The organism is Shewanella sp. S23-S33, assembly GCF_043359565.1.
Taxonomy (GTDB): domain Bacteria; phylum Pseudomonadota; class Gammaproteobacteria; order Enterobacterales; family Shewanellaceae; genus Shewanella; species Shewanella oncorhynchi.
The window spans coordinates 17,380-37,510 of record NZ_JBHFFD010000019.1 but is presented as its reverse complement, the minus strand read 5'-3'; the positions used below and the strand labels follow the sequence as shown (position 1 = coordinate 37,510).

The 20,131-nt window shown below is 43.0% G+C and carries 23 protein-coding genes and 1 tRNA gene; 12 read left to right on the top strand and 12 right to left on the bottom strand.

Going from position 1 to position 20,131, the window contains the following annotated elements; translation table 11 throughout:
* Positions 1-10: 10 nt before the first annotated feature.
* The 10 genes from ACHA99_RS05175 to ACHA99_RS05130 form a co-directional block, all read right to left on the bottom strand.
* A complete protein-coding gene (locus ACHA99_RS05175; RefSeq protein ID WP_028761203.1) occupies positions 11-1,102 on the bottom strand; it encodes a flagellar basal body P-ring protein FlgI in 1,092 nt (363 codons plus the stop codon).
* Positions 1,103-1,113: 11 nt separating this feature from the next.
* Complete coding sequence (flgH, locus tag ACHA99_RS05170; RefSeq protein WP_028761204.1) at positions 1,114-1,788, bottom strand: flagellar basal body L-ring protein FlgH; 675 nt, start codon at positions 1,786-1,788, stop codon at positions 1,114-1,116.
* An 11-nt stretch (positions 1,789-1,799) separates the two neighbouring features.
* Entirely contained in the window at positions 1,800-2,588 is a 789-nt protein-coding gene (gene flgG, locus ACHA99_RS05165) for a flagellar basal-body rod protein FlgG (protein WP_028761205.1), read from the bottom strand.
* A gap of 10 nt (positions 2,589-2,598) precedes the next feature.
* On the bottom strand, positions 2,599-3,342 hold the full coding sequence (flgF, locus tag ACHA99_RS05160) for a flagellar basal-body rod protein FlgF (RefSeq protein ID WP_393941487.1): 744 nt from the start codon (positions 3,340-3,342) through the stop codon (positions 2,599-2,601).
* A 171-nt stretch (positions 3,343-3,513) separates the two neighbouring features.
* The gene (gene flgE / locus ACHA99_RS05155; protein WP_105251929.1) at positions 3,514-4,875 is read right to left on the bottom strand and encodes a flagellar hook protein FlgE; all 1,362 of its coding nucleotides are present in this window, start codon (positions 4,873-4,875) and stop codon (positions 3,514-3,516) included.
* 82 nt (positions 4,876-4,957) lie between these two features.
* Positions 4,958-5,728, bottom strand: coding sequence for a flagellar hook assembly protein FlgD (gene flgD / locus ACHA99_RS05150; RefSeq protein WP_173497640.1), 771 nt, complete (start codon positions 5,726-5,728; stop codon positions 4,958-4,960).
* Between the two features lie 24 nt (positions 5,729-5,752).
* Positions 5,753-6,169 (bottom strand): flagellar basal body rod protein FlgC, encoded by a 417-nt coding sequence (flgC, locus tag ACHA99_RS05145; protein WP_393941485.1) that lies wholly within the window; start codon positions 6,167-6,169, stop codon positions 5,753-5,755.
* Between the two features lie 2 nt (positions 6,170-6,171).
* Positions 6,172-6,576 carry a flagellar basal body rod protein FlgB gene (gene flgB, locus ACHA99_RS05140; protein ID WP_393941483.1) on the bottom strand — a complete coding sequence of 135 codons (405 nt, stop codon included), beginning with the start codon at positions 6,574-6,576 and terminating at the stop codon, positions 6,172-6,174.
* 143 nt (positions 6,577-6,719) lie between these two features.
* A complete protein-coding gene (locus tag ACHA99_RS05135) occupies positions 6,720-7,559 on the bottom strand; it encodes a CheR family methyltransferase (RefSeq protein ID WP_393941481.1) in 840 nt (279 codons plus the stop codon).
* 100 nt (positions 7,560-7,659) lie between these two features.
* The gene (locus ACHA99_RS05130; protein ID WP_028761211.1) at positions 7,660-8,580 is read right to left on the bottom strand and encodes a chemotaxis protein CheV; all 921 of its coding nucleotides are present in this window, start codon (positions 8,578-8,580) and stop codon (positions 7,660-7,662) included.
* Positions 8,581-8,785: 205 nt separating this feature from the next.
* On the opposite strand from ACHA99_RS05130, the gene flgA reads away from it, so the two are divergent.
* The 3 genes from flgA to ACHA99_RS05115 all read left to right on the top strand — a co-directional run bounded on the left by flgA (position 8,786) and on the right by ACHA99_RS05115 (position 10,320).
* Entirely contained in the window at positions 8,786-9,493 is a 708-nt protein-coding gene (gene flgA / locus ACHA99_RS05125) for a flagellar basal body P-ring formation chaperone FlgA (RefSeq protein WP_393941479.1), read from the top strand.
* A gap of 75 nt (positions 9,494-9,568) precedes the next feature.
* Positions 9,569-9,892 (top strand): flagellar biosynthesis anti-sigma factor FlgM, encoded by a 324-nt coding sequence (gene flgM, locus ACHA99_RS05120; RefSeq protein ID WP_107948432.1) that lies wholly within the window; start codon positions 9,569-9,571, stop codon positions 9,890-9,892.
* Positions 9,893-9,894: 2 nt separating this feature from the next.
* A complete protein-coding gene (locus ACHA99_RS05115) occupies positions 9,895-10,320 on the top strand; it encodes a flagella synthesis protein FlgN (RefSeq protein ID WP_028761214.1) in 426 nt (141 codons plus the stop codon).
* A gap of 127 nt (positions 10,321-10,447) precedes the next feature.
* On the opposite strand, the gene ACHA99_RS05110 is transcribed toward ACHA99_RS05115, so the two are convergent.
* Positions 10,448-10,897, bottom strand: a complete 450-nt coding sequence (locus ACHA99_RS05110; RefSeq protein WP_219253411.1) for an LPP20 family lipoprotein — start codon at positions 10,895-10,897, stop codon at positions 10,448-10,450.
* On the bottom strand, positions 10,894-11,526 hold the full coding sequence (locus ACHA99_RS05105; RefSeq protein ID WP_028761216.1) for a FlgO family outer membrane protein: 633 nt from the start codon (positions 11,524-11,526) through the stop codon (positions 10,894-10,896). Before ACHA99_RS05105 ends, ACHA99_RS05110 begins: the two co-directional genes overlap by 4 nt.
* 280 nt (positions 11,527-11,806) lie before the next feature.
* On the opposite strand from ACHA99_RS05105, the gene ACHA99_RS05100 reads away from it, so the two are divergent.
* The 9 genes from ACHA99_RS05100 (at position 11,807) to ACHA99_RS05060 (ending at position 20,131) form a co-directional block, all read left to right on the top strand.
* The gene (locus tag ACHA99_RS05100) at positions 11,807-12,973 is read left to right on the top strand and encodes a flagellar assembly protein FlgT (protein ID WP_131523072.1); all 1,167 of its coding nucleotides are present in this window, start codon (positions 11,807-11,809) and stop codon (positions 12,971-12,973) included.
* A gap of 55 nt (positions 12,974-13,028) precedes the next feature.
* A tRNA-Arg gene (locus ACHA99_RS05095) sits at positions 13,029-13,104 on the top strand.
* Positions 13,105-13,154: 50 nt separating this feature from the next.
* Positions 13,155-14,453 (top strand): motility associated factor glycosyltransferase family protein, encoded by a 1,299-nt coding sequence (locus tag ACHA99_RS05090; protein ID WP_393941475.1) that lies wholly within the window; start codon positions 13,155-13,157, stop codon positions 14,451-14,453.
* Complete coding sequence (locus ACHA99_RS05085; RefSeq protein ID WP_393941473.1) at positions 14,450-14,719, top strand: hypothetical protein; 270 nt, start codon at positions 14,450-14,452, stop codon at positions 14,717-14,719. Before ACHA99_RS05090 ends, ACHA99_RS05085 begins: the two co-directional genes overlap by 4 nt.
* Before the next feature lie 172 nt (positions 14,720-14,891).
* The gene (locus tag ACHA99_RS05080; RefSeq protein ID WP_393941471.1) at positions 14,892-16,082 is read left to right on the top strand and encodes a UDP-N-acetylglucosamine 4,6-dehydratase; all 1,191 of its coding nucleotides are present in this window, start codon (positions 14,892-14,894) and stop codon (positions 16,080-16,082) included.
* A 29-nt stretch (positions 16,083-16,111) separates the two neighbouring features.
* Positions 16,112-17,269: a LegC family aminotransferase gene (locus tag ACHA99_RS05075; protein ID WP_393941469.1), complete on the top strand. Its 1,158-nt coding sequence runs from the start codon at positions 16,112-16,114 to the stop codon at positions 17,267-17,269.
* On the top strand, positions 17,262-18,419 hold the full coding sequence (gene neuC, locus ACHA99_RS05070) for a UDP-N-acetylglucosamine 2-epimerase (protein ID WP_263191096.1): 1,158 nt from the start codon (positions 17,262-17,264) through the stop codon (positions 18,417-18,419). The genes ACHA99_RS05075 and neuC overlap by 8 nt, the downstream gene beginning before the upstream one ends.
* 7 nt (positions 18,420-18,426) lie before the next feature.
* Positions 18,427-19,500 (top strand): N-acetylneuraminate synthase, encoded by a 1,074-nt coding sequence (neuB, locus tag ACHA99_RS05065; protein WP_393941467.1) that lies wholly within the window; start codon positions 18,427-18,429, stop codon positions 19,498-19,500.
* A complete protein-coding gene (locus tag ACHA99_RS05060; RefSeq protein ID WP_393941465.1) occupies positions 19,493-20,131 on the top strand; it encodes an acetyltransferase in 639 nt (212 codons plus the stop codon). Before neuB ends, ACHA99_RS05060 begins: the two co-directional genes overlap by 8 nt.

Sequence of the window (20,131 nt, the reverse complement as noted above, 5' to 3'; positions counted from 1 at the left end):
CCGACAGAAATTAGATGATGATAAGTTCACCATGCAAAGCTCCTGCCACTTTTAATGCTTCAAGTATTGCTAACACATCTGAAGGGGCTGCACCGACTAAGTTAACCGCTCTAACCAGCTCATCCAGCGTAGTGCCTGGATTAAACATAAACATACGACGGTCACTTTCTGTCGCTGTGATCGTACTATTACTCGTGACGGTTGTTTGACCATTAGCCAAGGCATTTGGCTGCGAAACCTGTGTCGCCTCCGCAATCGTGACAGTCATGCCGCCATGGGTAATCGCCGCAGGGAGTAAGCGTACGTTTTGCCCAACCACTATGGTTCCAGTACGTGAATTAACGATCACTTTGGCAGATTCCTCTGCGGGAACAACATCAAGGTTTTCAAGCGTTGCTAAAAAGGAGACTCGTTGTGATACATCACGTGGAGCCGTTACCTGAACAGACGTCGCATCTAAAGGACGCGCCATATCTGGACCTAATAGATCATTGATCGCATCGGCCATGCGCTGCGCAGTAGAGAAATCCGAACGACGTAGGTTAAACGTCAAATAATCGCCAGTTGAAAATGGGGTTGCTACACTACGCTCAACAATCGCGCCATTGGGTATACGACCTACAGTTGGCGTATTTTGAATCACCTTTGAACCATCTAAACCATCGGCACTAAAACCACTCACCACTAAACTACCTTGGGCGATCGCATACACATTACCGTCTACCCCTTTCAAAAAGGTCTGTAATAAGGTGCCACCGCGTAAGCTTTTGGCTTCGCCTAAGCTAGATACCGTCACGTCAAGATCTTGACCAGGTTTGATAAAGGCAGGCATATCCGCGTGTACGGCTACCACTGCAACGTTTTTAATTTTCGGTTTGACGTTGTCAGGAAGATTAATCCCAAAGTTTTTGAGCATAGTCATAAAGGTCTGCTCGGTATAACTGGTTTTTTCCCCCGTTCCCGGTAAACCGACCACTAAGCCATAACCAATCAACTGGTTACTACGCACACCTTGCACATTGGCAATATCTTTAATTCGTTCAGCCTGACTAGGTAGAGAAAACACTAGCATGGCAACGGCTAACACCAGTTTATATTTCATGATACGACTCCTTAGAAGGGCCACCAGTCGCTCATAAAGAACTGGCTTAACCAGCCCACTTTTTGAGCATCTGCGAAAGTGCCTGTGCCACTGTATTGGATACGGGCATTAGCCATTCGCGTTGAATCGACAGTGTTATCGGGTTTAATGTCCTGCGAGCGAACGAGACCAGTGACACGAATAAACTCATCACCATTATTGATTGAAATCCATTTTTCACCACGGATCACTAAGCTGCCGTTGTTTAGCACTTGCATCACGTTTGCCGAGATGCTGCCATCTAGACTATTGCTCTGATCCGCATCCGATTCACGCTTAGTGTTCATGCTATCTTTGTAACGCAAATCAATTGGCACTCCGCCAATGGACACATTACTACCACCAGCAAAGATGGGATCTAAGCTCATGTCTGAGCCTTTTTTGATCTGATTGCCTGCACTTTTCTTCGCCTGAGTCGATTCCTTCAATACGATAGTGATAATGTCACCGACTTTGTGGGCGCGTATATCCGAATACAAGCTAGATGCTTGGCTGTCTTGATAAATAGAGCCAGTTGCGGCAATTTTTGTCGGCGGCGCCTCTGGGTATACCGGCGCGTAAAAGGGATCATCCGCAAGGGGTTTCTTTTGCGTCGAGCTACAAGCTGCAAGCAATAACGCGACGGCCAACACAAGATATCTAGCCATGATGTTTGCCTCTATAAATTCTGAGTCACATAAGACAGCATCTGATCTACCGCTGAAATCACTTTGGAGTTCATCTCGTAAATACGCTGACTTTCGATAAGGTTAACCAGTTCCTCGGTCACGTTAACATTAGAGGTTTCTAAGGCGCCTTGACGAATCGCTCCCATGCCATCTAACGAAGCGGTACCTTGAATTGGCGTGCCGCTCGCACCGGTTTCCGTATATAAGTTTTGTCCCATAGGATCTAGACCCGATGGATTAATAAAATCCGTCATCGTCAACTGACCCACGACTTGGTTCTCAGCGGTACCCGGCGTTTTTACTGAAACTTCACCCTCTGCTGAAACGGTAATACTGGTCGCATTATCAGGAATAGTGATCGCGGGTTGTAGCAAATAGCCAGAACCTGGCGTCACAATCTGACCCGTATCGTCTAAGGTAAACTGACCATTTCGAGTATAAGCAGTGGTTCCATCAGGGAGCTGGATTTCAAAAAATCCAGGACCTTCAATCATGAGATCCAGTGAGTTATCCGTCGTCAGCATGTTACCCTGAGTAAACATTTTTTGAGTGGCGACGACTTTCGTACCCGCACCTATGTTTAATCCGTTGGGTAGCTTAGTGTTAGATGCACTAACACCACCCGCTTGGTTAACTGTTTGATAGAGTAAATCTTCAAATACTGCGCGGCTTTTTTTGTAGCCCACAGTGCTAGCGTTCGCTACGTTGTTTGAAATCACTGAAATATCAGTTTGCTGTGCGTCTAAGCCAGTTTTACTAATCCATAACGCCGGATGCATAATCTATCTCCTAACTAATACGCATTAATGAAGATGAAGCGCGATCATTCTCTTCCGCGGTTTTCATCATCTTGACTTGCAATTCAAACTGCCGCTGAAGATCAATCAAAGACACCATTTCATCAACAGGGTTAACGTTACTGCCCTCTACGGCACCACTTTCAACTGCGACGAAAGGGTCAGCTGGTGCTGGTTCACCTGACATTTGTCGAAATAATCCATCTTCACCACGCATCATCTGCGCATTGCCGGGATTAACTAACTTCAATCTCGCCACTTCTTCTATCACTTCAGCAGTCGCCCCTTGAGGGCGAACAGACACTATGCCATCCTGTGAAATTGACACTTTATCAATAGGTAATGGCAGCACTATCGGGCCAACATCCCCCATCACGGGATTGCCTCTGTCGTTATACAACATGCCCGTCGCATCGAAACTGAGACTACCGGAACGGGTATAAGCTTCACTGCCATCTTTCGCCTGAACGGCAAACCAGCCATCGCCTTTAATGGCAACATCGAGATCCCGTCCAGTGGTTTTTATCGGACCAGAGCGAAAATTAGCTGACGGAGATTCTGTCATCGCAAACACCCTTGAAGGCAACCCTTCACCGAAGGCTTGCATCGATCTGGCCTGCGCCATATCTGATTTAAAACCATCGGTATTAGCATTGGCTAAGTTGTTCGCACGGAGTGCCAGCTCATTCATATTTTGCTTAGCGCCACTCATGGCGACATAAAGGAATTTGTCCACAGACTGCTCCGTCAAATTTTCTACATGACAATATCCAAGCAAGCATCATGCCAAAAAAATAACGTTTAATTTACTGATAGAATTGAAAAATATGAAAATGAAGTGATTTGACGGCAGGATAAAGGCTAAGTGTTGCCACTGGCGGCAACACTTAGTTAAATAAAGTAATGATTAGCGGATTTGTAATACGGTTTGTTGCAGCGTGTTATTCACTTCAAGGGTACGAGAGTTCGCTTGGAAGTTACGCTGTGCCGAAATTAAATCGACCAGTTCAGTAGTTAAATCGATGTTCGATTGCTCTAACGCCGATGAACTGATGCTACCAAAAGTTCCACTATTTGCCTCACCCGCTAACGCTGGACCTGAGTTCAAACTAGCCTTCCACGACGTATTACCCACTTGCGTTAAACCTTGTTCGTTAGCAAAACGAACTAAAGCAACCCGTGCTAAAGGCACGGTTGAACCATTAGAATAACTCGCGGTCACTAAACCATCTTCGCCGATTTCAACGTTAGTTAAGCGACCTACAGTCGTACCATCTTGCGTCAACTCAGTTGCACCAAAAGGAGCCGCATATTGCGTTGGGGCATTAAACTTCACAGTCAAATCTTGAGTGCCATCGGCACCAGCTCCTAAAACACCCGCACCACTGACGCCCAAAGCCTCAGTCTTGACTATCGCAGGATCACTACCTGTGTAGACACCAACCGAATTGAACTTGAGTACAGAGCCTTTCCAACCACCAGCAGTTTGAGCTGTGCCCGTTGCATCAGGTGTACCATCGCCGGTGGTATCTGTTTGATAAGTACCAGCAGGACCGGCTAGATCGACTTGCTTTCCATCAACAGCATAGTAAGCTACCCAATTGTTCTCACCATTGTACGAACCATCTTTGGGCTTAACAAAATAAGTGGTCATAATATGTGGCTCACCGAGTGAGTCATAAATTGTCATTGATGTAACGTTATTGTAGGTTTTTGCATCTAGAGGATCGAATGCTGCGGGGTCGAGTGCACTTTCTTTAGCATTTAAGTTCATTTGTAAAGTAACATTCTCAGTCTTTACAGGGCTACCTGCAGTGTCTGGTATTTGTACCGGCTTAGCCGTCGTTAAACTCACTGATGTCGAGTTCCCGTCTTTATCCACTGGGAAAGTTTGCAAATAATTACCAGCAGAATCAACCATGTAATTATTTTTATCGACCTTAAATGCTCCAGCACGGGTAAACGAGTGGTCTAATGTACCCAGTTCAGAGGCAGTAACGAAAAAGCCACCACCTTTAATCGCCATATCAAGGGAGTTATTCGTCAACTGTAAGCTACCTTGATGGAATTGCTGTGCCACTTGGCTCGTAGCAACACCACCACCGACAGCAGTTTTAGCATTTGAAAAAATAGAATTAGCGTAAACATCCGCAAATTCAGCACGGGACTCTTTAAAGCCAATAGTGTTCGCATTAGCAATGTTATTCGCCGTAGTGTTTAAATCTTTCTGCGCGGCAGAAATGCCACTCAATGCAATGTTAAACGACATAATTCACCTCTACACTTGACTCAATTCATTTATGAGCAACTTATGCCCAATTCGGATACTGCAAAAATTCTTTTATGCAAACTTAGGTTTCAGACACAGCTAACACATCGGTTAACTTGATGCCCATACCGCCTCTCAAGTTAAGAATCGCGCCAGTACTGGCCGTACCGAGAGAAACGCTGGTCACATGAGCATAGGTCGAGACTGGCAATTCTTGGGATTTCCCATCCACTAAACCACTCGCCTTGATCGTATAGTTACCTGCGGTTACAGGGTTTCCATCTTTATCGAGGCCATCCCAGTTAACATCGACATTGCCCCCCTTACTGCCATCAACTTTAAAGGTGGTCACAACTTGGCCTTTCTCATCCTCAACACGTACAGTAACTTCAGGAATTTTAGCTGGCGTGCTAATCACACCTTTTATTGTTGGGCTTTCAGCTGAAATGTTACCTGTATCAGTTGGGATCAACACCTTGCGACCAACAAGTCCTGATGCCTGTAATGCTTGGCTTGATGTCATAACACCGTTTAAATTAACGATTTCCTTATTCAACTTAGTAATACCATCAACCGTCGAGAATGATGCCATCTGCGCAATCATTTGGTCGTTGTCGACGGGCTTAAAGGGATCTTGCATCGATAACTGTTGGCTTAATAACGAGAAAAAGTCATCTTGAGTTAACTGCTGGCTTTTTGCTTCCGGTACTATTGACTCTTTTGGCAAACGTATGCCATCAAGAAACGGATTACCCGTTGAGCTGGTTGATGAATTCGTCGTAACGGCATTTGGCTGACTCTTATTTTGAGCCGTCTGCGCCGACGCTTGGTTAATTTGATTAATGAGGCTCACAGCTTACCTCCTAAGTAACACATGTTATTTACCCATCCCAAGTGTTTGTTGCAGCATAGACTTAGCTGCTTCAGCGACTTGAACATTCATTTGATATGAGCGCGAAGCAGAAATCATATTTGCCATTTCTTCCATGACATTAACATTCGGTTTATAAATAAAGCCGTCCGCATCCGCCATTGGATGATCGGGCGAATATTCTTTCAGTAGTGGTTTATCACTTTCTACAATGCCTTTTACTGCAACGCCTTGAGAAGCTTGTTGCTGACTTTGGGCTTTAGCCATTTCGGCTTCAAAAATGGGATGACGAGAACGATAGGTCTTATCTACACTACTCGAGACGGAATCCGCGTTGGCTATGTTGCTCGCGGTGGTGTTTAGCCTGACCGATTGAGCAGACATTCCCGAGCCAGCAACATCAAATATGCTAAATAAACTCATGATTAATCCCCTCTCAACGCTTTCTTCATGCCACTAAACTTACTGTCTAAAAAACCTAGCGACATTTGATATTCAAGTGCATTTTGCATGAATGCCGATTGTTCCTGTTGGATATCAACAGTATTACCATCACCGGTATCGGGTTGATTTGGCACACGGAACTTAACAAATTGCCCAGTCAACTCCGCAAGCCCAAAATGCTTATCTGGCTCTTGCATTTCAAGACTATTTCGCTGCTGCTGTTGGCCTCGAGCGGCCTGCATTGCCGTAGAAAAATCAACATCGCGGGCTTTGTAATGTGGCGTATCTGCGTTAGCGATATTGCTTGAAATGACTTCAGCCCGCTGCGCTCTAATACCGAGAGTGTATTGATGCACACCCAGTGCATTATCAAAATTGATCGCCATAAAATTGCCTCCTCGTGTTCTCACGAAAATAAAGCAATTCATGTGCCAACATCAGGCAAATTTTGAGAATAACAATAAGGATGAGCAAGTGATGGGTAAAAAATTACCGACAATTGTCGGTAATTTTCTTTAGAGCGGCTGAGTTAAGTCTTTTTCTGGTAATAAATGCCAGGGTTACAACGAACCATATCAAACTCGTCCGTTAAACCAGCGATAGATTCTGATGCACCGAGAAATAAAATCCCTTTGGGATTGAGAGCGGCAGCGAATTGCCGCAAAATTTTTGCCTTTGCCTCTGGTGCAAAATAAATCAGCACATTGCGGCAAAAGATAATGTCGAACTTGCCAAGCAGACTATAACTCTCAAGCAAATTATGCGCTCTAAAGTTCACCAACCGCTTCACATTATCCTTTAACTTCATATTACCTGAAGGTAATGCCTCAAAAAACTGACGCTTACGTTCTTCAGATAAACCACGCGCTAATGCCAAACTATCGTACTCGGCATTTTTGCAGCGTTCCAACATGGAAGGAGATAAATCCGTTGCTTGAATCGAAGCACTACCAGCCAGGGCACCAGGCTTCTTCTGTTGATACTCAAGAATAGTCATAGCCAATGAGTATGGCTCTTGGCCTGACGAGCAAGCCGCAGACCAAATTTTAAGTGGACGCCCCAGACGACTGTATTCAGGTAGTAGGACATTATTCAACAACTCAAATGGATAACGATCACGGAACCAAAGGGTTTCATTGGTCGTCATAGCATCGATCACTTCAGCTCTAAGCGCACGCTCAGTAGGCTTCATCGAATGCTTAACCACATCAGATAAGGATGGCAGGTTATATTTGCCCATCAAAGGAGCAAGACGACTGCGCACAAGATATTGCTTATTTTCACCCAGTACGATGCCGCTGTGTTGCTCTAAGAACAACCTAAATTGATTATATTCAGCCTCAGCGAGTGATTTATTTGGCACATTCACATCCTAAATCCTATAGCAAGCACCAAAATCAGTGCGAAACCATCATGTTATAAAGTCGAGATTATAGCGTAAAGCGTATCTAGGTACTAACCGACAGCAATTACAAACTTAAATGCTTATTCACAGCAGCGGCCAGTTCGTCGGGATTAAACTTAGCGATAAAGTCATTAGCCCCCACTTTTTGAACCATTGCCTGATTGAATACACCACTTAACGAAGTATGCAGTACCACTTTAATATGCTTAAGCTTAGGATCATCTCGGATTTCAGCGGTCAGGGTGTAGCCATCCATTTCAGGCATCTCAATATCAGAGATAATGAGGGGGATCTCATCGGCCACATTATCCATCTCTTTGGCGATCTCTTTAAGCTTGTCTAATGCTTCGCGACCATCTTTTGCGGTATCAATTTGTAAATTCAATGACTCGAGTGAACGAATAATTTGTTTACGCGCCACGGCAGAATCATCAATAACCATAATATGATAATGCTGAGTTCTGTCGAGGGTCAGTTTTTCATTGGCTTCTTCACTGATAGCCGTTTTAACTGGTGAAATCTCATCTAAGATTTTTTCCACATCGAGAATTTCAACTAATTCACCTTCAATTTCAGTCACAGCTGTCAGATAAGAATAACGGCCAGCACCTTGCGGCGGAGGCATAATCGCTTCCCAATTCATGTTGATGATCCGCTCAACAGAACTGACCAAGAAGCCTTGAACACTACGGTTATATTCAGAAATAATGATGAAACAGTTTTCAGTGCTCGCTAAAGGTTTTCCCCCTGTTGCCGCACTCAAATCAATCACTGAAATGGTTGTTCCACGAATATGAGCAACACCCTTCACATAAGGATTAAGTTTAGGCAAAGTGGTCAGTGGTGGACACTGCAGTACTTCTTTCACCTTAAACACGTTAATCCCAAACCGTTGACGACCGTTTAATTTAAAAAGCAGCAATTCTAAACGGTTTTGTCCAACGAGCTGGGTTCGTTTGTTGACTGAATCAAGAATACTCGACATAACTCTGCCTTGTTGTTCTGTTTATGTTCGGCCCTATAACTCAGTTGAGTATAGGCATATTAATTGCTTACGTCTTATCTATCGATAAACATAGTCGAAACTGAGTCAATCTTCTGACAGTGATGCAAATTATTATTACAGTGGTCAGCTTCGAACTTAATAAAAGTATAGGTGCATTCTGGCGTTACAAGCTAGTCTCTTCATTATGAAAGTAAATTTAGTCTGTTTTTTTAGTCTTTTCACCCTCTTCATGCCCGCTTTTGCGAGTGCAGAGCCTATTGTCCCCACCGTATCGGCAATCTCAGAATTAGCTAAAGCGCTTATTTCAGAAAAAATATCCGTTCCAGAAAATGCCAAAGTAAATATTTCGCCACAGATGGTTGACGCAAGAATGCTGCCGTCACAATGTTCGTCTCCAATGAAAGTTGAACTGGCTAGCGATAGGGAAATTAGCCGTAATAACACCTTAAAAGTCAGCTGCGATACACAAGACTTAGCTTACCCTTGGCAAATCTATATCTCGGTTCGGGTGGATATCTTATTCCCCGTTGTTGTCTCAACCGAAATCTTAGCACCAGGCGAACTCATCTCTCCTAGTCAAGTAGAAGTCCGTTACATTGAACAAAATAGCTTGAGAGGTGCCGAATTCGATGACCCGAGTAAATTGGCTGGTGTGCGAGTAAAACGACGAGTAGCAAAAGATAATCCCTTATTAAGCAACAACTTATGCTTCGTTTGTAAAAATGATTCGGTATCTATCTACGTTCGTTCTGGCTCATTCGAGCTCAAAACAGTGGGCGAAGCCCTACAAGATGGCAATAAAGGTGATCGGATCAGAGTCAAAAATAGCAGTTCAAACAAAGAACTAGATGCTATAGTCACAGGCATTGGCGAAGTTGAAGTAAGAATGTAAAATAATCTAAAGCTTTTTTGTAAGCTGCCGATACCCCAGTTAAGAAATCCCGTACACACGACGCTGGAGCCTAAAATGGCAATTGATATTAGCAAACTTAACACTGCAACGACTGCGCAAGTTCGTTCAGGCGCAACGAAAACGAGCAGCGATCAATCTGCTCAAGTTGCTACAAAATCGACAACACCACAGAGAAGCGATTCAGTGGTCATTACGGCCCAGGCACAACAACTTCAAGGAGCTCAGACTAAAATGGCTAGCCTTCCTGAAGTTGATCAAAAGAAAGTAGCCGAAATCAAACAAGCTATTGCCGAAGGTCGCTATAAAATTGACCCTGAAAAGTTGGCTGCCAATATTGCAAGTTTTGAAGCCGAACTTAATGACTTAAATAAAGAGTAACTATGACTGAAATAGCTAAACTGGTAGATCTACAACACGCCCATTTGGCTGTTCTTAAGCAAATCATACTCAAGGAAAAAGGCGCTTTGGTTGACCAAAACGCCGATTTACTGCTTTCCCTTGCTAACGAAAAATCGCAATGTCTGAAAGAACTAAAGAATAATGATGATATTCTGGCAAAACACAGTGATAAATCGCTACTCACTCAGCAAGTCGAACTCGTGCATAAAATGGCTGAGATCAAAGACGCATTGACTGAATGCAAAGAATTAAACGAACAAAATGCCAGTTTAATTGAGATGAATTTAGCGAGTTTAAATCGCTTTGCTCAAGCTTTACAAGCCAGCAGAAACGCCTCCAGCCTCACCTATAACGATAAAGGCAAGACCTCGACTATCTCAAGTTTAGGCAATGATTTAAAGGCCTAACAAGCGCATCACTCCCACTTAGCATTCCCTTTTCTAAGCTCTGATTAGATATTCATGTCTTGTATAAAAAGAAAAGCCGCGTAAATACGCGGCTCAATACATGCTGTTGAACATACTCTCAAAAACGCTAGAAATACGTCACTTCCTTCACTCGTTGTGGACGGCTCTGTTGTTGATAAAGCGCCCAAACCTGTGAAAAATCAAGTTCTAACTCAGTGACATAATGCTCGCCTGCGGGATAACTCTTAACGACTCGTGCGCCGCGGATCACGCCAGAAACTGACGCTTTGACATTATCGTCCGTCAACATCCAATCACTGACACTGCTGTTTGCCGTTATTTTCTGCCCATAAACTTGTTCCGCTAATTCACGATAAGCCACAATTTTTGATGCCTGCATAGCCATCAACACTCTTTGTGATTGCTCTTTAGCCGGTTGAGTCGCTAACGGCGCATATCCTATAGCCGTTAACTTAGGAAAACTCGGCGGCGGCACATCTTCCCATTGCACATATCTATCTTTAGCAGCGCAGCCAGTTAGCATTAGCGCCACAATAACTAAAAGGTAGCGTTTCATTTTCCATCTCCTAAAACACGCACTTCATTCATACCTGGACTCGCCTGACGATATAAGATGCCATTTTGTGACACAATTTGCTCCGAAGGCTGCATGTAGTTTGCCAACTCTTTTTGAGTCACAAAAGTTTGAGATGCCGATACCACGCGATTGTTACTAATGTTCACAATCCGAGTATTGATCGCCATACCATTGGTTACTACGCTCATAGTCGAAACGACAAGATGCTCAACAGGAAGATCTTTCGACAATTTTTGCCAATCTCGCGTCAAAATAAAATCCCCGTCAGATGTGACTCTCAAGCCATCAGCTAAGTTTAAATCCACCACATTAAACTGAAAGCTATGGAGTGACGTCATTAATCCTTGCTGTAACTGTTGCGCTAACGCATTAGTGCCATTCAAATCGCCCACTAATACTGGTGTTGCAACTACGATAGGTTGATCAGAACGCAAAGCATCATTTTGCTTAACGAGCTCAGTCACTATTCGCTGTGCTAAATGGTTAATCACTGCCGTTGGCGGCAACCCATTGCCATCCACTAAACTCGGTTTGGGCGGCGTAACCGGTTTAGCTACACATCCACCTAACATTATCAATGTTAAGGGAATAATCACACGCTTTAGCATTGGATTTACCTCATCTATGGGTGCATTGGCAGTCAAGTGACTCACTTTCTAAGCTTCAAATTTTTAATGAGTAACAAAAACCAGCAATCTTCAGACCAATATTAACCTCAGTCCGACAATATTCTTCTATTACGCAGTATATCGACTGTAACAATGGAAACTTTATCAAAAGTTCTCATACTCAGGCACGAAATTTGCTTTATTGCCATATTAGATTAAGAGTCAGAAAACTGGCTCGATTGGTAATATCGCCATTAGCTTAGCGATAAGGATTGAATTGATGCACATACCAGGTTCAGCTTCGCTCATCATTTTGAGCCTTTTACTACTTTCTTTGCCCACCAGAGCCGAATGGATAGAAGCCAGCGGAGAAGCAACTATTATCAATGGTAATACAGCTCAAGCAAGGGAAGAAGCAATTAATCAAGCTGTTAGCTATGCGACATTAAGCACAGGTATTCAAATATCCAGCGAGCAACAAACCTCTAATGGTAACCTCACACAAAATAACTTTGCGATAAATCGCAACGCCCAAGCCATAAACATCCAACTCGTAAGTGAACAAATTCAGGGAAATAAAATATATGTATCCCTACGCCTCGATCTAAATGATGATCCAACACAACAGTGTCCTAATGGCCAATTAAAGGCCGCTATTTTAATACCTCAAACACAAATAAAAGATCGTTCTCAGCTTAGATATGGACAACTTTCAGGCTTTGAAGAGGTCATTTCAGAGGCGTTAGGGAACACTATAGAAGATTACTCTTCAACTGGCTTTAGTCACATCCATGCTAACGAGCGACTCGATATTGAACAAGACCTAGTGGATATTCGCGGTTATAGACTCCCAAGCTGGCTCAGTGAAATTACCGACAGCCAATATATTCTTCAACCGCAGATCATTGATATATCGATAGAGCCTGTACAACCCACCTTCTTAGGATTTTGGGATGAAGCTCCGCTAAGGCAATTTCAATTCAAACTCAGCCTCTATCATGGGATCAGTGGCGAAGAGGTCTGGAGCAAAAGCTACAGCACATCGGCCCCATGGGAATTTGAAGAACAGGCTATCATTGCTCCCAACAGTAATAGATTCTGGCGTTCCTCCTATGGAAAAAGTATTACTCAATTAATATTGCAAGCTACCCGAGATTTAGACAGCACACTTAATTGCAGGCCATTACTTGGCCAAGTCGTTAGCCGACAAGCAGACAGGATTATATTAAATCTAGGCCGTAAACATGGCATTCGTGTCGGTGATAAATTCCAAGTAGTATTACAACAAAACTTACCCGATAGACTCAATGAAATGCGCGCCGTCGCGACCAAAAGTCGTGCAACGGTAAAAATTGAGCAAGTAAGCGAAGAAAGCGCCACCGCAGTACTTGTAGACCAAAATGCCGCCTACAATGTACAGATAAACGACATAGCGCTTAAGATTTAAGCAACTAAATCATAAGCCTTTTAATCAAAGATAAAACCAGTATAATCACTGTCGTCTCTTCATAGCTCAACAGGATAGAGCAGCCGCCTCCTAAGCGGCCGATCGGGGTTCGAGTCCCTGTGGAGAGACCAGTTCGCAGGCTTCTCTTGATAAATTAAAAATACTTTCAAGGATACCGTTAATGACTGTACTTTTTGATGACAATTTAGAAGTTATAAACAGACGTTGGCCATTACTAAGTCAGGTACTAAACACTGCTTCAGTCTCAGATTTAAATGCCCATTTAGTGCAAGGTCGTGAACAAACCATTAGCGTTAATGGTATCCAGTTAAGTAGTCGTCATAACCGTATTGCAGAAGCACAGCTTTTAATTGGTCAATTGCCAAGAAATTGTAGCAGGGCGACGGTTTATGGCGTCGGTATGGGTGATGTACCCACAATTCTCGTACAAAACTCTACTATAAAACGCATTAACATATGTCTGCTTAACGTGAATCTGTTTTCCCTATTATTGACTTACACCGATCAACGAGAATGGTTAAGCGATCAACGCCTAGAACTGGAATATCAGCCTCAACAAAACCGATTACCGCAACACTATATCGCGATTACACCTGAATTATTACTGAGCAGTGATGAAAACGCTAGGCTGCGTGACTTACTAGCATTTAATAATAACATTACCTATGCCAATAAAAAGCATAACAATGTTGATGCTAAGCTTAAGCAACGGATGATAGAAAATCTTGCTACAATAAAAAAAGACAGTGATGCTGCCGATTTAAGCTCCTACTACCAGCCTAATAAGACCTTAGTTATAGCTACAGGACCAACATTAGAGCAACATTACACCTATCTGAGAGTGCAACGGGCGTTGCCAGAGTCGACTAGACCACTAATGATTAGTGTTGACACCGCATTAAAAGCGTTACTCAATGAAAATATTATCCCTGATATTGTTGTTAGCCTAGATCAACATATGTCACGACAGCTGTTACCAGATAACATCCCCGCCAGTGTGAAACTAGTCTATTTCCCCAAGTCACGACAGGATGTATTGCAATGGTGGCCAGGACAACGTTTTGCCGCCTATTCGCTGAGCCAAGTCTATGATGAGTTATACCAACTAGCTCCAAAATTACGCTTATTTACTAATGGCAGCGTAATTCACCCTGCCATAGATTTAGCAGTACACCTAAAAAGTCAAACTATTATCTTATTCGGTTGCGATTTTAGTTATCCGCATAATAAGACTCATGCCTTCTGGCAAGACGGCGAGTTGGGCATATCTATAGCCCATACAAAAAAACACTGGGTAATGAATGGTTATGGGGAAAAAGTTGCAACTGATCTTAGTTTTCGTGGATATTTACTAGCATTAGAAAATTATATTTATTCTAAACCACATGTAACATTTTATAACGCAAGCTTAGATGGCGCCACCATTAATGGCGTTCCATATCAGGAGTGTAAGTCATGAACAATAAACCAATTGACATACTCACCATGAAATTAATATCTACTGCTAGTAAGTTTCGATTAGGCTATGAAGCCGATGGTTCACATGAATTTGCTCATTGTATAGACCTGCTTAAACCCCTGCTGCCGGAACTAACAAATGCAGTGACTGTTGCACAATTATTTCGTGAGATGCTTGCAGAACAAGAACGCCACGACTGGCTTGCTTTGGCTGACAGTCTTGAATATGACTTACCTCTGCTTTTAAAAGTGTCTTTTAAACCATAATCACACCGCACTTATAGTAATCTGGTCCATTTTTTGCTTTTGTTTATACGTAAGTCGAACTAGATTCATCTTGTTGAATACAAAAATAGGATAAAATTTAGTTCTCTGTACAGTAACTCATATTTTCTGACTCAATTTGGCATAAAAATTCCCAACACCAATAGGATCCCCAATGACGGACATACTAAAATTGATAGGAAGGGAGAGCGCACTTTTCGTATCAGATATCAGCCATCATAATCCCTCATTAAATCAAGAGGTCAATCACTCACGTTTTCTCGTTATCGGTGGAGCTGGCTCTATTGGTCAAGCGGTTGTTAAAGAAATCTTTAAACGCTCTCCGCTCAAGTTGCATGTTGTCGATATCAGTGAGAATAATTTAGCCGAGCTGGTCAGGGACATACGCAGCTCATTTGGCTATATTGCGGGTGACTTTCAAACGTTTGCCCTTGATGTCGACTCCATTGAATATGATGCTTTCATCGCTAGAGATGGCCAGTATGATTATGTTCTAAATCTTTCTGCACTTAAGCATGTGAGAAGCGAGAAAGACCCCTTCACCTTGATGCGCATGATTAACGTCAATATTCTTAATACTGACAAAACGATTAAGCAATCGATTGCCAATGGGGTTAAAAAATATTTTTGTGTTTCTACCGATAAAGCGGCTAACCCAGTGAATATGATGGGAGCGTCAAAACGTATCATGGAAATGTTTTTGATGCGCGGCAGTGAACAATTGGCTATTTCTACTGCACGGTTTGCCAATGTTGCCTTTTCTGATGGTTCTTTACTGCATAGCTTTAACCAACGAATGTTAAAACAACAACCCATAGTTGCACCTACTGATATAAAACGCTATTTTTTGACGCCTCAGGAGTCTGGAGAGCTTTGTTTGATGTCGTGTATTTTCGGTGAAAATAGAGACATTTACTTTCCCAAGCTCGATAAGTCACAACACCTTATCTCCTTTGCCGATATCGCAACCCGCTATCTGTTAACTCGTGGTTATAAAGCCTATATTTGTAACAGTGAAGATGAGGCAAGAGAACTCTCATTTACTTTACCAGCCAAAGGGTTATGGCCGTGCTATTTCAGTGTTAGTGATACCTCAGGTGAAAAGGATTTTGAGGAGTTTTTCACGGAAAAAGAGACCCTGGACATGGATAGCTTTGCTGAATTGGGCATTATCAAAAATGAGCTCAAGTACGATGCCAAGTTAATCGCGTTTTTCGAGAAAAGTATTCAAACTATGCTTTTAGAAAAATCATGGACTAAAAAACAGTTATTGGATCTTTTTTTGTTAATGTTACCCGATTTCGCCCATAGGGAAACTGGAAAGTCTCTCGATGAAAAAATGTAAATTCGCTAGATTTTAAAGGTAGCAACCTAATGTGGTCATTGATTGAGTTTATTCGCGACACTTATCAAACCAATGAGTTTATTCCCTTACATGCGCCAACTTTTCCAGGGAATGAGCAAGCTTATGTGGCAGAGACTATTACTAGCACTTTTGTGTCTAGCGTTGGCCGATTCGTAAACGATTTCGAGCGCAAAATAGAAACCTTTACCAAATCACCTAAAGCGGTTGCGACCTCTAGTGGTACGAGTGCTTTGCATACCGCCCTGTACATGGCTAATGTGAAGCGCGGCGATCTGGTTATCACACAAGCGCTCACTTTTGTGGCGACCTGTAATACCTTATACCATCTAGGTGCTGAACCCATTTTTATCGATATTTCAACAACGAGTCTCAGTCTATGCCCTCAAGCTGTCGCCGTTTATTTAGCCGAAAATGGCATTATCGATGAACACGGAAAATGCACCCATAAAAAAACTGGCCAAACAATAAAAGCGCTATTGCCGATGCATACTTTCGGCCACCCAGCACAACTTGATGAATTACTTCAGATTTGCCAACAATGGAATCTGGTCTTAATTGAAGATGCGGCAGAAAGTTTAGGTTCTTACTATAAGGGAACACACACTGGTACTATGGGGGATTTTGGCGCACTGAGTTTTAATGGCAATAAAATCATCACCACTGGCGGCGGAGGTATGTTATTAGCCCGCAATAAAGTCAGTGGCGAACGAGCAAAACACATTACAACCACCGCGAAGGTGCCCCACCCTTATGAGTTTTACCATGATGAGGCGGGTTTCAATTATCGAATGCCCAATCTAAATGCGGCTCTTGGCTGTGCTCAAATGGAAAGCTTACCTCTCTTTATTGAGCAAAAACGAGCACTGGCACAACACTACCAAGATTTTTTTAGCAACACCGAATGGCAATTTGTGAATGAACCCGATTATGCCAAGTCTAATTATTGGCTTAACGCAATTATTTGCCCAGATTTACGACGTCGTGATGAAATATTAAAAGCAACTAATGATGCGGGAGTGATGACTCGGCCAGTATGGAAATTAATGCATAAACTGCCGATGTTTAAAGATGCAATACGTGGCCCAATGGACAATTCTGAAATGCTTGAATCCCGTCTAATTAATCTTCCAAGTACTCCAATTGCGATAAGGTCTCACCATGCATAGAAAAATTGCAGTGTTCACAGGAACCAGAGCAGATTACGGGCTCCTATATTGGCTACTTAAAGATATCCAAGAGAATGCAACGCTGACTCTACAACTGATCGTCTCTGGTAGCCACTTATCGCCAGAATTCGGAAATACGTTTGAGCAAATAGAAAGGGATGGCTTTTCCATTGATGAAAAAGTCGAAATATTGTTGTCATCCAATTCAGCGGTGGGCACAGCCAAAAGTGTAGGACTTGGAATTATTGGCTACGCCGAGGCTCTCGACCGGCTCAAACCCGATGTGTTGGTGATATTAGGGGACAGATCTGAAGCGCTTGCCATCGCCCAAACTGCAGCAATCCTAAAAATCCCCCTATTGCACATACACGGTGGCGAGATCACAGAAGGTGCCTACGATGATGCGTTTCGACACGCAATAACCAAACTCAGCCATATCCACTGCACGGCAACAGAAACCTACAAGCAACGCGTGATCCAGATGGGTGAAATGCCAAACCGTGTCTACAATGTTGGAGCGATTGGCTTAGATCACATGTATCGCAGTACATTAATGACGACTGAGCAATTATCATCCGATTTGAATTTTGACTTAAACCATCCATATTTTTTAGCCACTTATCATCCGGTTACGTTGGCTAATGAACCCGCTATTGAGACATTCAATGCCCTACGAACGAGCCTAGAACAGTTTCCCCAGCATAATGTGATTGTCACCTATCCCAATGCCGACAATGGCAGTAGAGAGATAATCAGTTTGATTCAGGATTATGCACAGCAATCTAAGGGAAAAGTGTTAGCAATGGCGTCTTTAGGTCAAGTCAGATATTTAAGCTGTGTTAAATATGCCACCGCAGTGATAGGAAACTCTTCAAGCGGGATTATTGAGGTTCCCTCATTTAATGTCCCGACCGTCAATATTGGTGCCAGACAACAAGGCCGCCTAGCAGCCCAAAGCGTTATTCATTGTCAACCCGACTCATTATCTATTACAACGGCAATAAATAAGGCAATTTTACTCTTACCACAACTACAACTGACCCCAGTTACTAACCCATATGGACAGGGCAAGGCGAGCCAATTCATTGTTAAACTATTGACAACTACGCGCCTAAAACCCACCAAATTTTTTTATGATCTTAAGGTATAAAAATATTATGACGCTAATTATTGCTGAGGCGGGAGTCAATCATAATGGTAACGAAGCACTAGCAATTGAGCTGATTAATGCTGCCCATAAAGCAGGGGCTGATGCAGTAAAATTTCAAACGTTTAATGCTAAAAACTTAGTGACCGAAAGTGCACAACAAGCCGCTTATCAGGTAGCGAATACCCAAAAAATAGAGCCACAACTTGCGATGCTAAGTCGCTTAGAGCTGAGTTTTGAAACTCATCAGCATCTGATCCGCTATTGTCAAAAACTGGGGATCCAGTTTTTATCTACCGCATTTGATTCTGAAAGCTTGACATTTCTTGTCGATACTCTGCAACTCAAGACGCTCAAAATAGCATCGGGAGAAATCACTAATGCCCCCTTTTTACTTGAGCATGCCCGTACTGGCTGCGATCTTATTTTATCAACGGGCATGTCAACCTTAGCTGAAGTTGAAGCGGCATTGGGGGTCATTGCCTTTGGCCTAACATCCCCACTCAACACGTTCCCGGGTCTCCAAGCTTTCCAAGCCGCCTATGCCTCTACCAAAGGCCAACAAGCATTAAGAGCAAAGTTAACCTTACTGCATTGCACAACTGAGTACCCGGCTCCCTTTGATCAAATCAATCTTAAGGCTATGGACACTTTAGCTTCTGCCTTCTCTTTACCTGTCGGGTATTCAGACCATAGTCAAGGGATCACTATTCCTATTGCTGCCGCAGCACGGGGCGCGTGCGTTATTGAAAAACACTTTACTCTAGATAAGGAATTACCAGGTCCAGATCATAAGGCCTCACTAGAACCCCATGAGCTTAAGGAGATGGTGACAGCGATTCGCACCGTTGAGCGTGCAATGGGTAATGGTATAAAAACGCCTCAACCCGCCGAACTGACAAATCTCCCCCTTGCAAGAAAAAGCTTAGTGACAAGGACAAGCATAAAAAAGGGCGAGCTATTTTCAGTCAACAATCTTGCCATAAAACGCCCAGGAACCGGCACAAGTCCATACAAATATTGGCAGAAACTCAATACATATGCAGAGCGAGATTACCAGTCAGGTGAGGTGATCTATGACTAAACCTATCATAATGGTTGGCTCTGGCGGACATGCCAGTGTCTTAACAGAAATCTTACTGCATCAAGATTACACTTTGTTAGCAGTGGTTAGCCCGAGCAAAGGTCGCAGCACACTCTTTAGCAATATACAACACTTTGATTCTGATGATGACATTTTGCAATTCCCTTGTAATGAAGTTAGATTAGTCAATGGTTTAGGCTCCTTACCTGGGCAACATTTACGCCATAAACTATTTGCTCACTTTACTCAGCTTAATTATGAATTTGAATCCGTGGTCTCTAAGCATGCGATGCTATCGTCATATGCAACTGTTGGCGCTGGCGCACAAATTTTAACTGGGTCAATCATACAAACAGGTGCAACCATTGGCAGAGGTACAATAATTAATTCAGGCGCAATCATTGAGCACGATTGTGATATAGGCAATGACTGTCATATCGCCCCTGGTGCAATTATTTGTGGCGGAGTTCATATAGGCGAACGCTCTCATATTGCTACGGGTGCCAATGTGATACAAGGTATCTCAATAGGTAAAAATTGCATTATCGCTGCGGGCTCCATTGTTACTAAAAATATGCCCGATAATACGATAATTTATGGGTACCGCAGCAAAATTGAGGAAAAGTCATAA

Coding starts and splice junctions, on each gene's coding strand:
- ACHA99_RS05175 (WP_028761203.1), bottom strand. CDS start 1,102: ATGAAATATAAACTGGTGTTAGCCGTTGCCATGCTAGTGTTTTCTCTA.
- flgH (WP_028761204.1), bottom strand. CDS start 1,788: ATGGCTAGATATCTTGTGTTGGCCGTCGCGTTATTGCTTGCAGCTTGT.
- flgG (WP_028761205.1), bottom strand. CDS start 2,588: ATGCATCCGGCGTTATGGATTAGTAAAACTGGCTTAGACGCACAGCAA.
- flgE (WP_105251929.1), bottom strand. CDS start 4,875: ATGTCGTTTAACATTGCATTGAGTGGCATTTCTGCCGCGCAGAAAGAT.
- flgC (WP_393941485.1), bottom strand. CDS start 6,169: ATGAGTTTATTTAGCATATTTGATGTTGCTGGCTCGGGAATGTCTGCT.
- flgB (WP_393941483.1), bottom strand. CDS start 6,576: ATGGCGATCAATTTTGATAATGCACTGGGTGTGCATCAATACACTCTC.
- ACHA99_RS05130 (WP_028761211.1), bottom strand. CDS start 8,580: ATGTCGAGTATTCTTGATTCAGTCAACAAACGAACCCAGCTCGTTGGA.
- flgA (WP_393941479.1), top strand. CDS start 8,786: ATGAAAGTAAATTTAGTCTGTTTTTTTAGTCTTTTCACCCTCTTCATG.
- flgM (WP_107948432.1), top strand. CDS start 9,569: ATGGCAATTGATATTAGCAAACTTAACACTGCAACGACTGCGCAAGTT.
- ACHA99_RS05115 (WP_028761214.1), top strand. CDS start 9,895: ATGACTGAAATAGCTAAACTGGTAGATCTACAACACGCCCATTTGGCT.
- ACHA99_RS05110 (WP_219253411.1), bottom strand. CDS start 10,897: ATGAAACGCTACCTTTTAGTTATTGTGGCGCTAATGCTAACTGGCTGC.
- ACHA99_RS05105 (WP_028761216.1), bottom strand. CDS start 11,526: ATGCTAAAGCGTGTGATTATTCCCTTAACATTGATAATGTTAGGTGGA.
- ACHA99_RS05100 (WP_131523072.1), top strand. CDS start 11,807: ATGCACATACCAGGTTCAGCTTCGCTCATCATTTTGAGCCTTTTACTA.
- ACHA99_RS05090 (WP_393941475.1), top strand. CDS start 13,155: ATGACTGTACTTTTTGATGACAATTTAGAAGTTATAAACAGACGTTGG.
- ACHA99_RS05085 (WP_393941473.1), top strand. CDS start 14,450: ATGAACAATAAACCAATTGACATACTCACCATGAAATTAATATCTACT.
- ACHA99_RS05080 (WP_393941471.1), top strand. CDS start 14,892: ATGACGGACATACTAAAATTGATAGGAAGGGAGAGCGCACTTTTCGTA.
- ACHA99_RS05075 (WP_393941469.1), top strand. CDS start 16,112: ATGTGGTCATTGATTGAGTTTATTCGCGACACTTATCAAACCAATGAG.
- neuC (WP_263191096.1), top strand. CDS start 17,262: ATGCATAGAAAAATTGCAGTGTTCACAGGAACCAGAGCAGATTACGGG.
- neuB (WP_393941467.1), top strand. CDS start 18,427: ATGACGCTAATTATTGCTGAGGCGGGAGTCAATCATAATGGTAACGAA.
- ACHA99_RS05060 (WP_393941465.1), top strand. CDS start 19,493: ATGACTAAACCTATCATAATGGTTGGCTCTGGCGGACATGCCAGTGTC.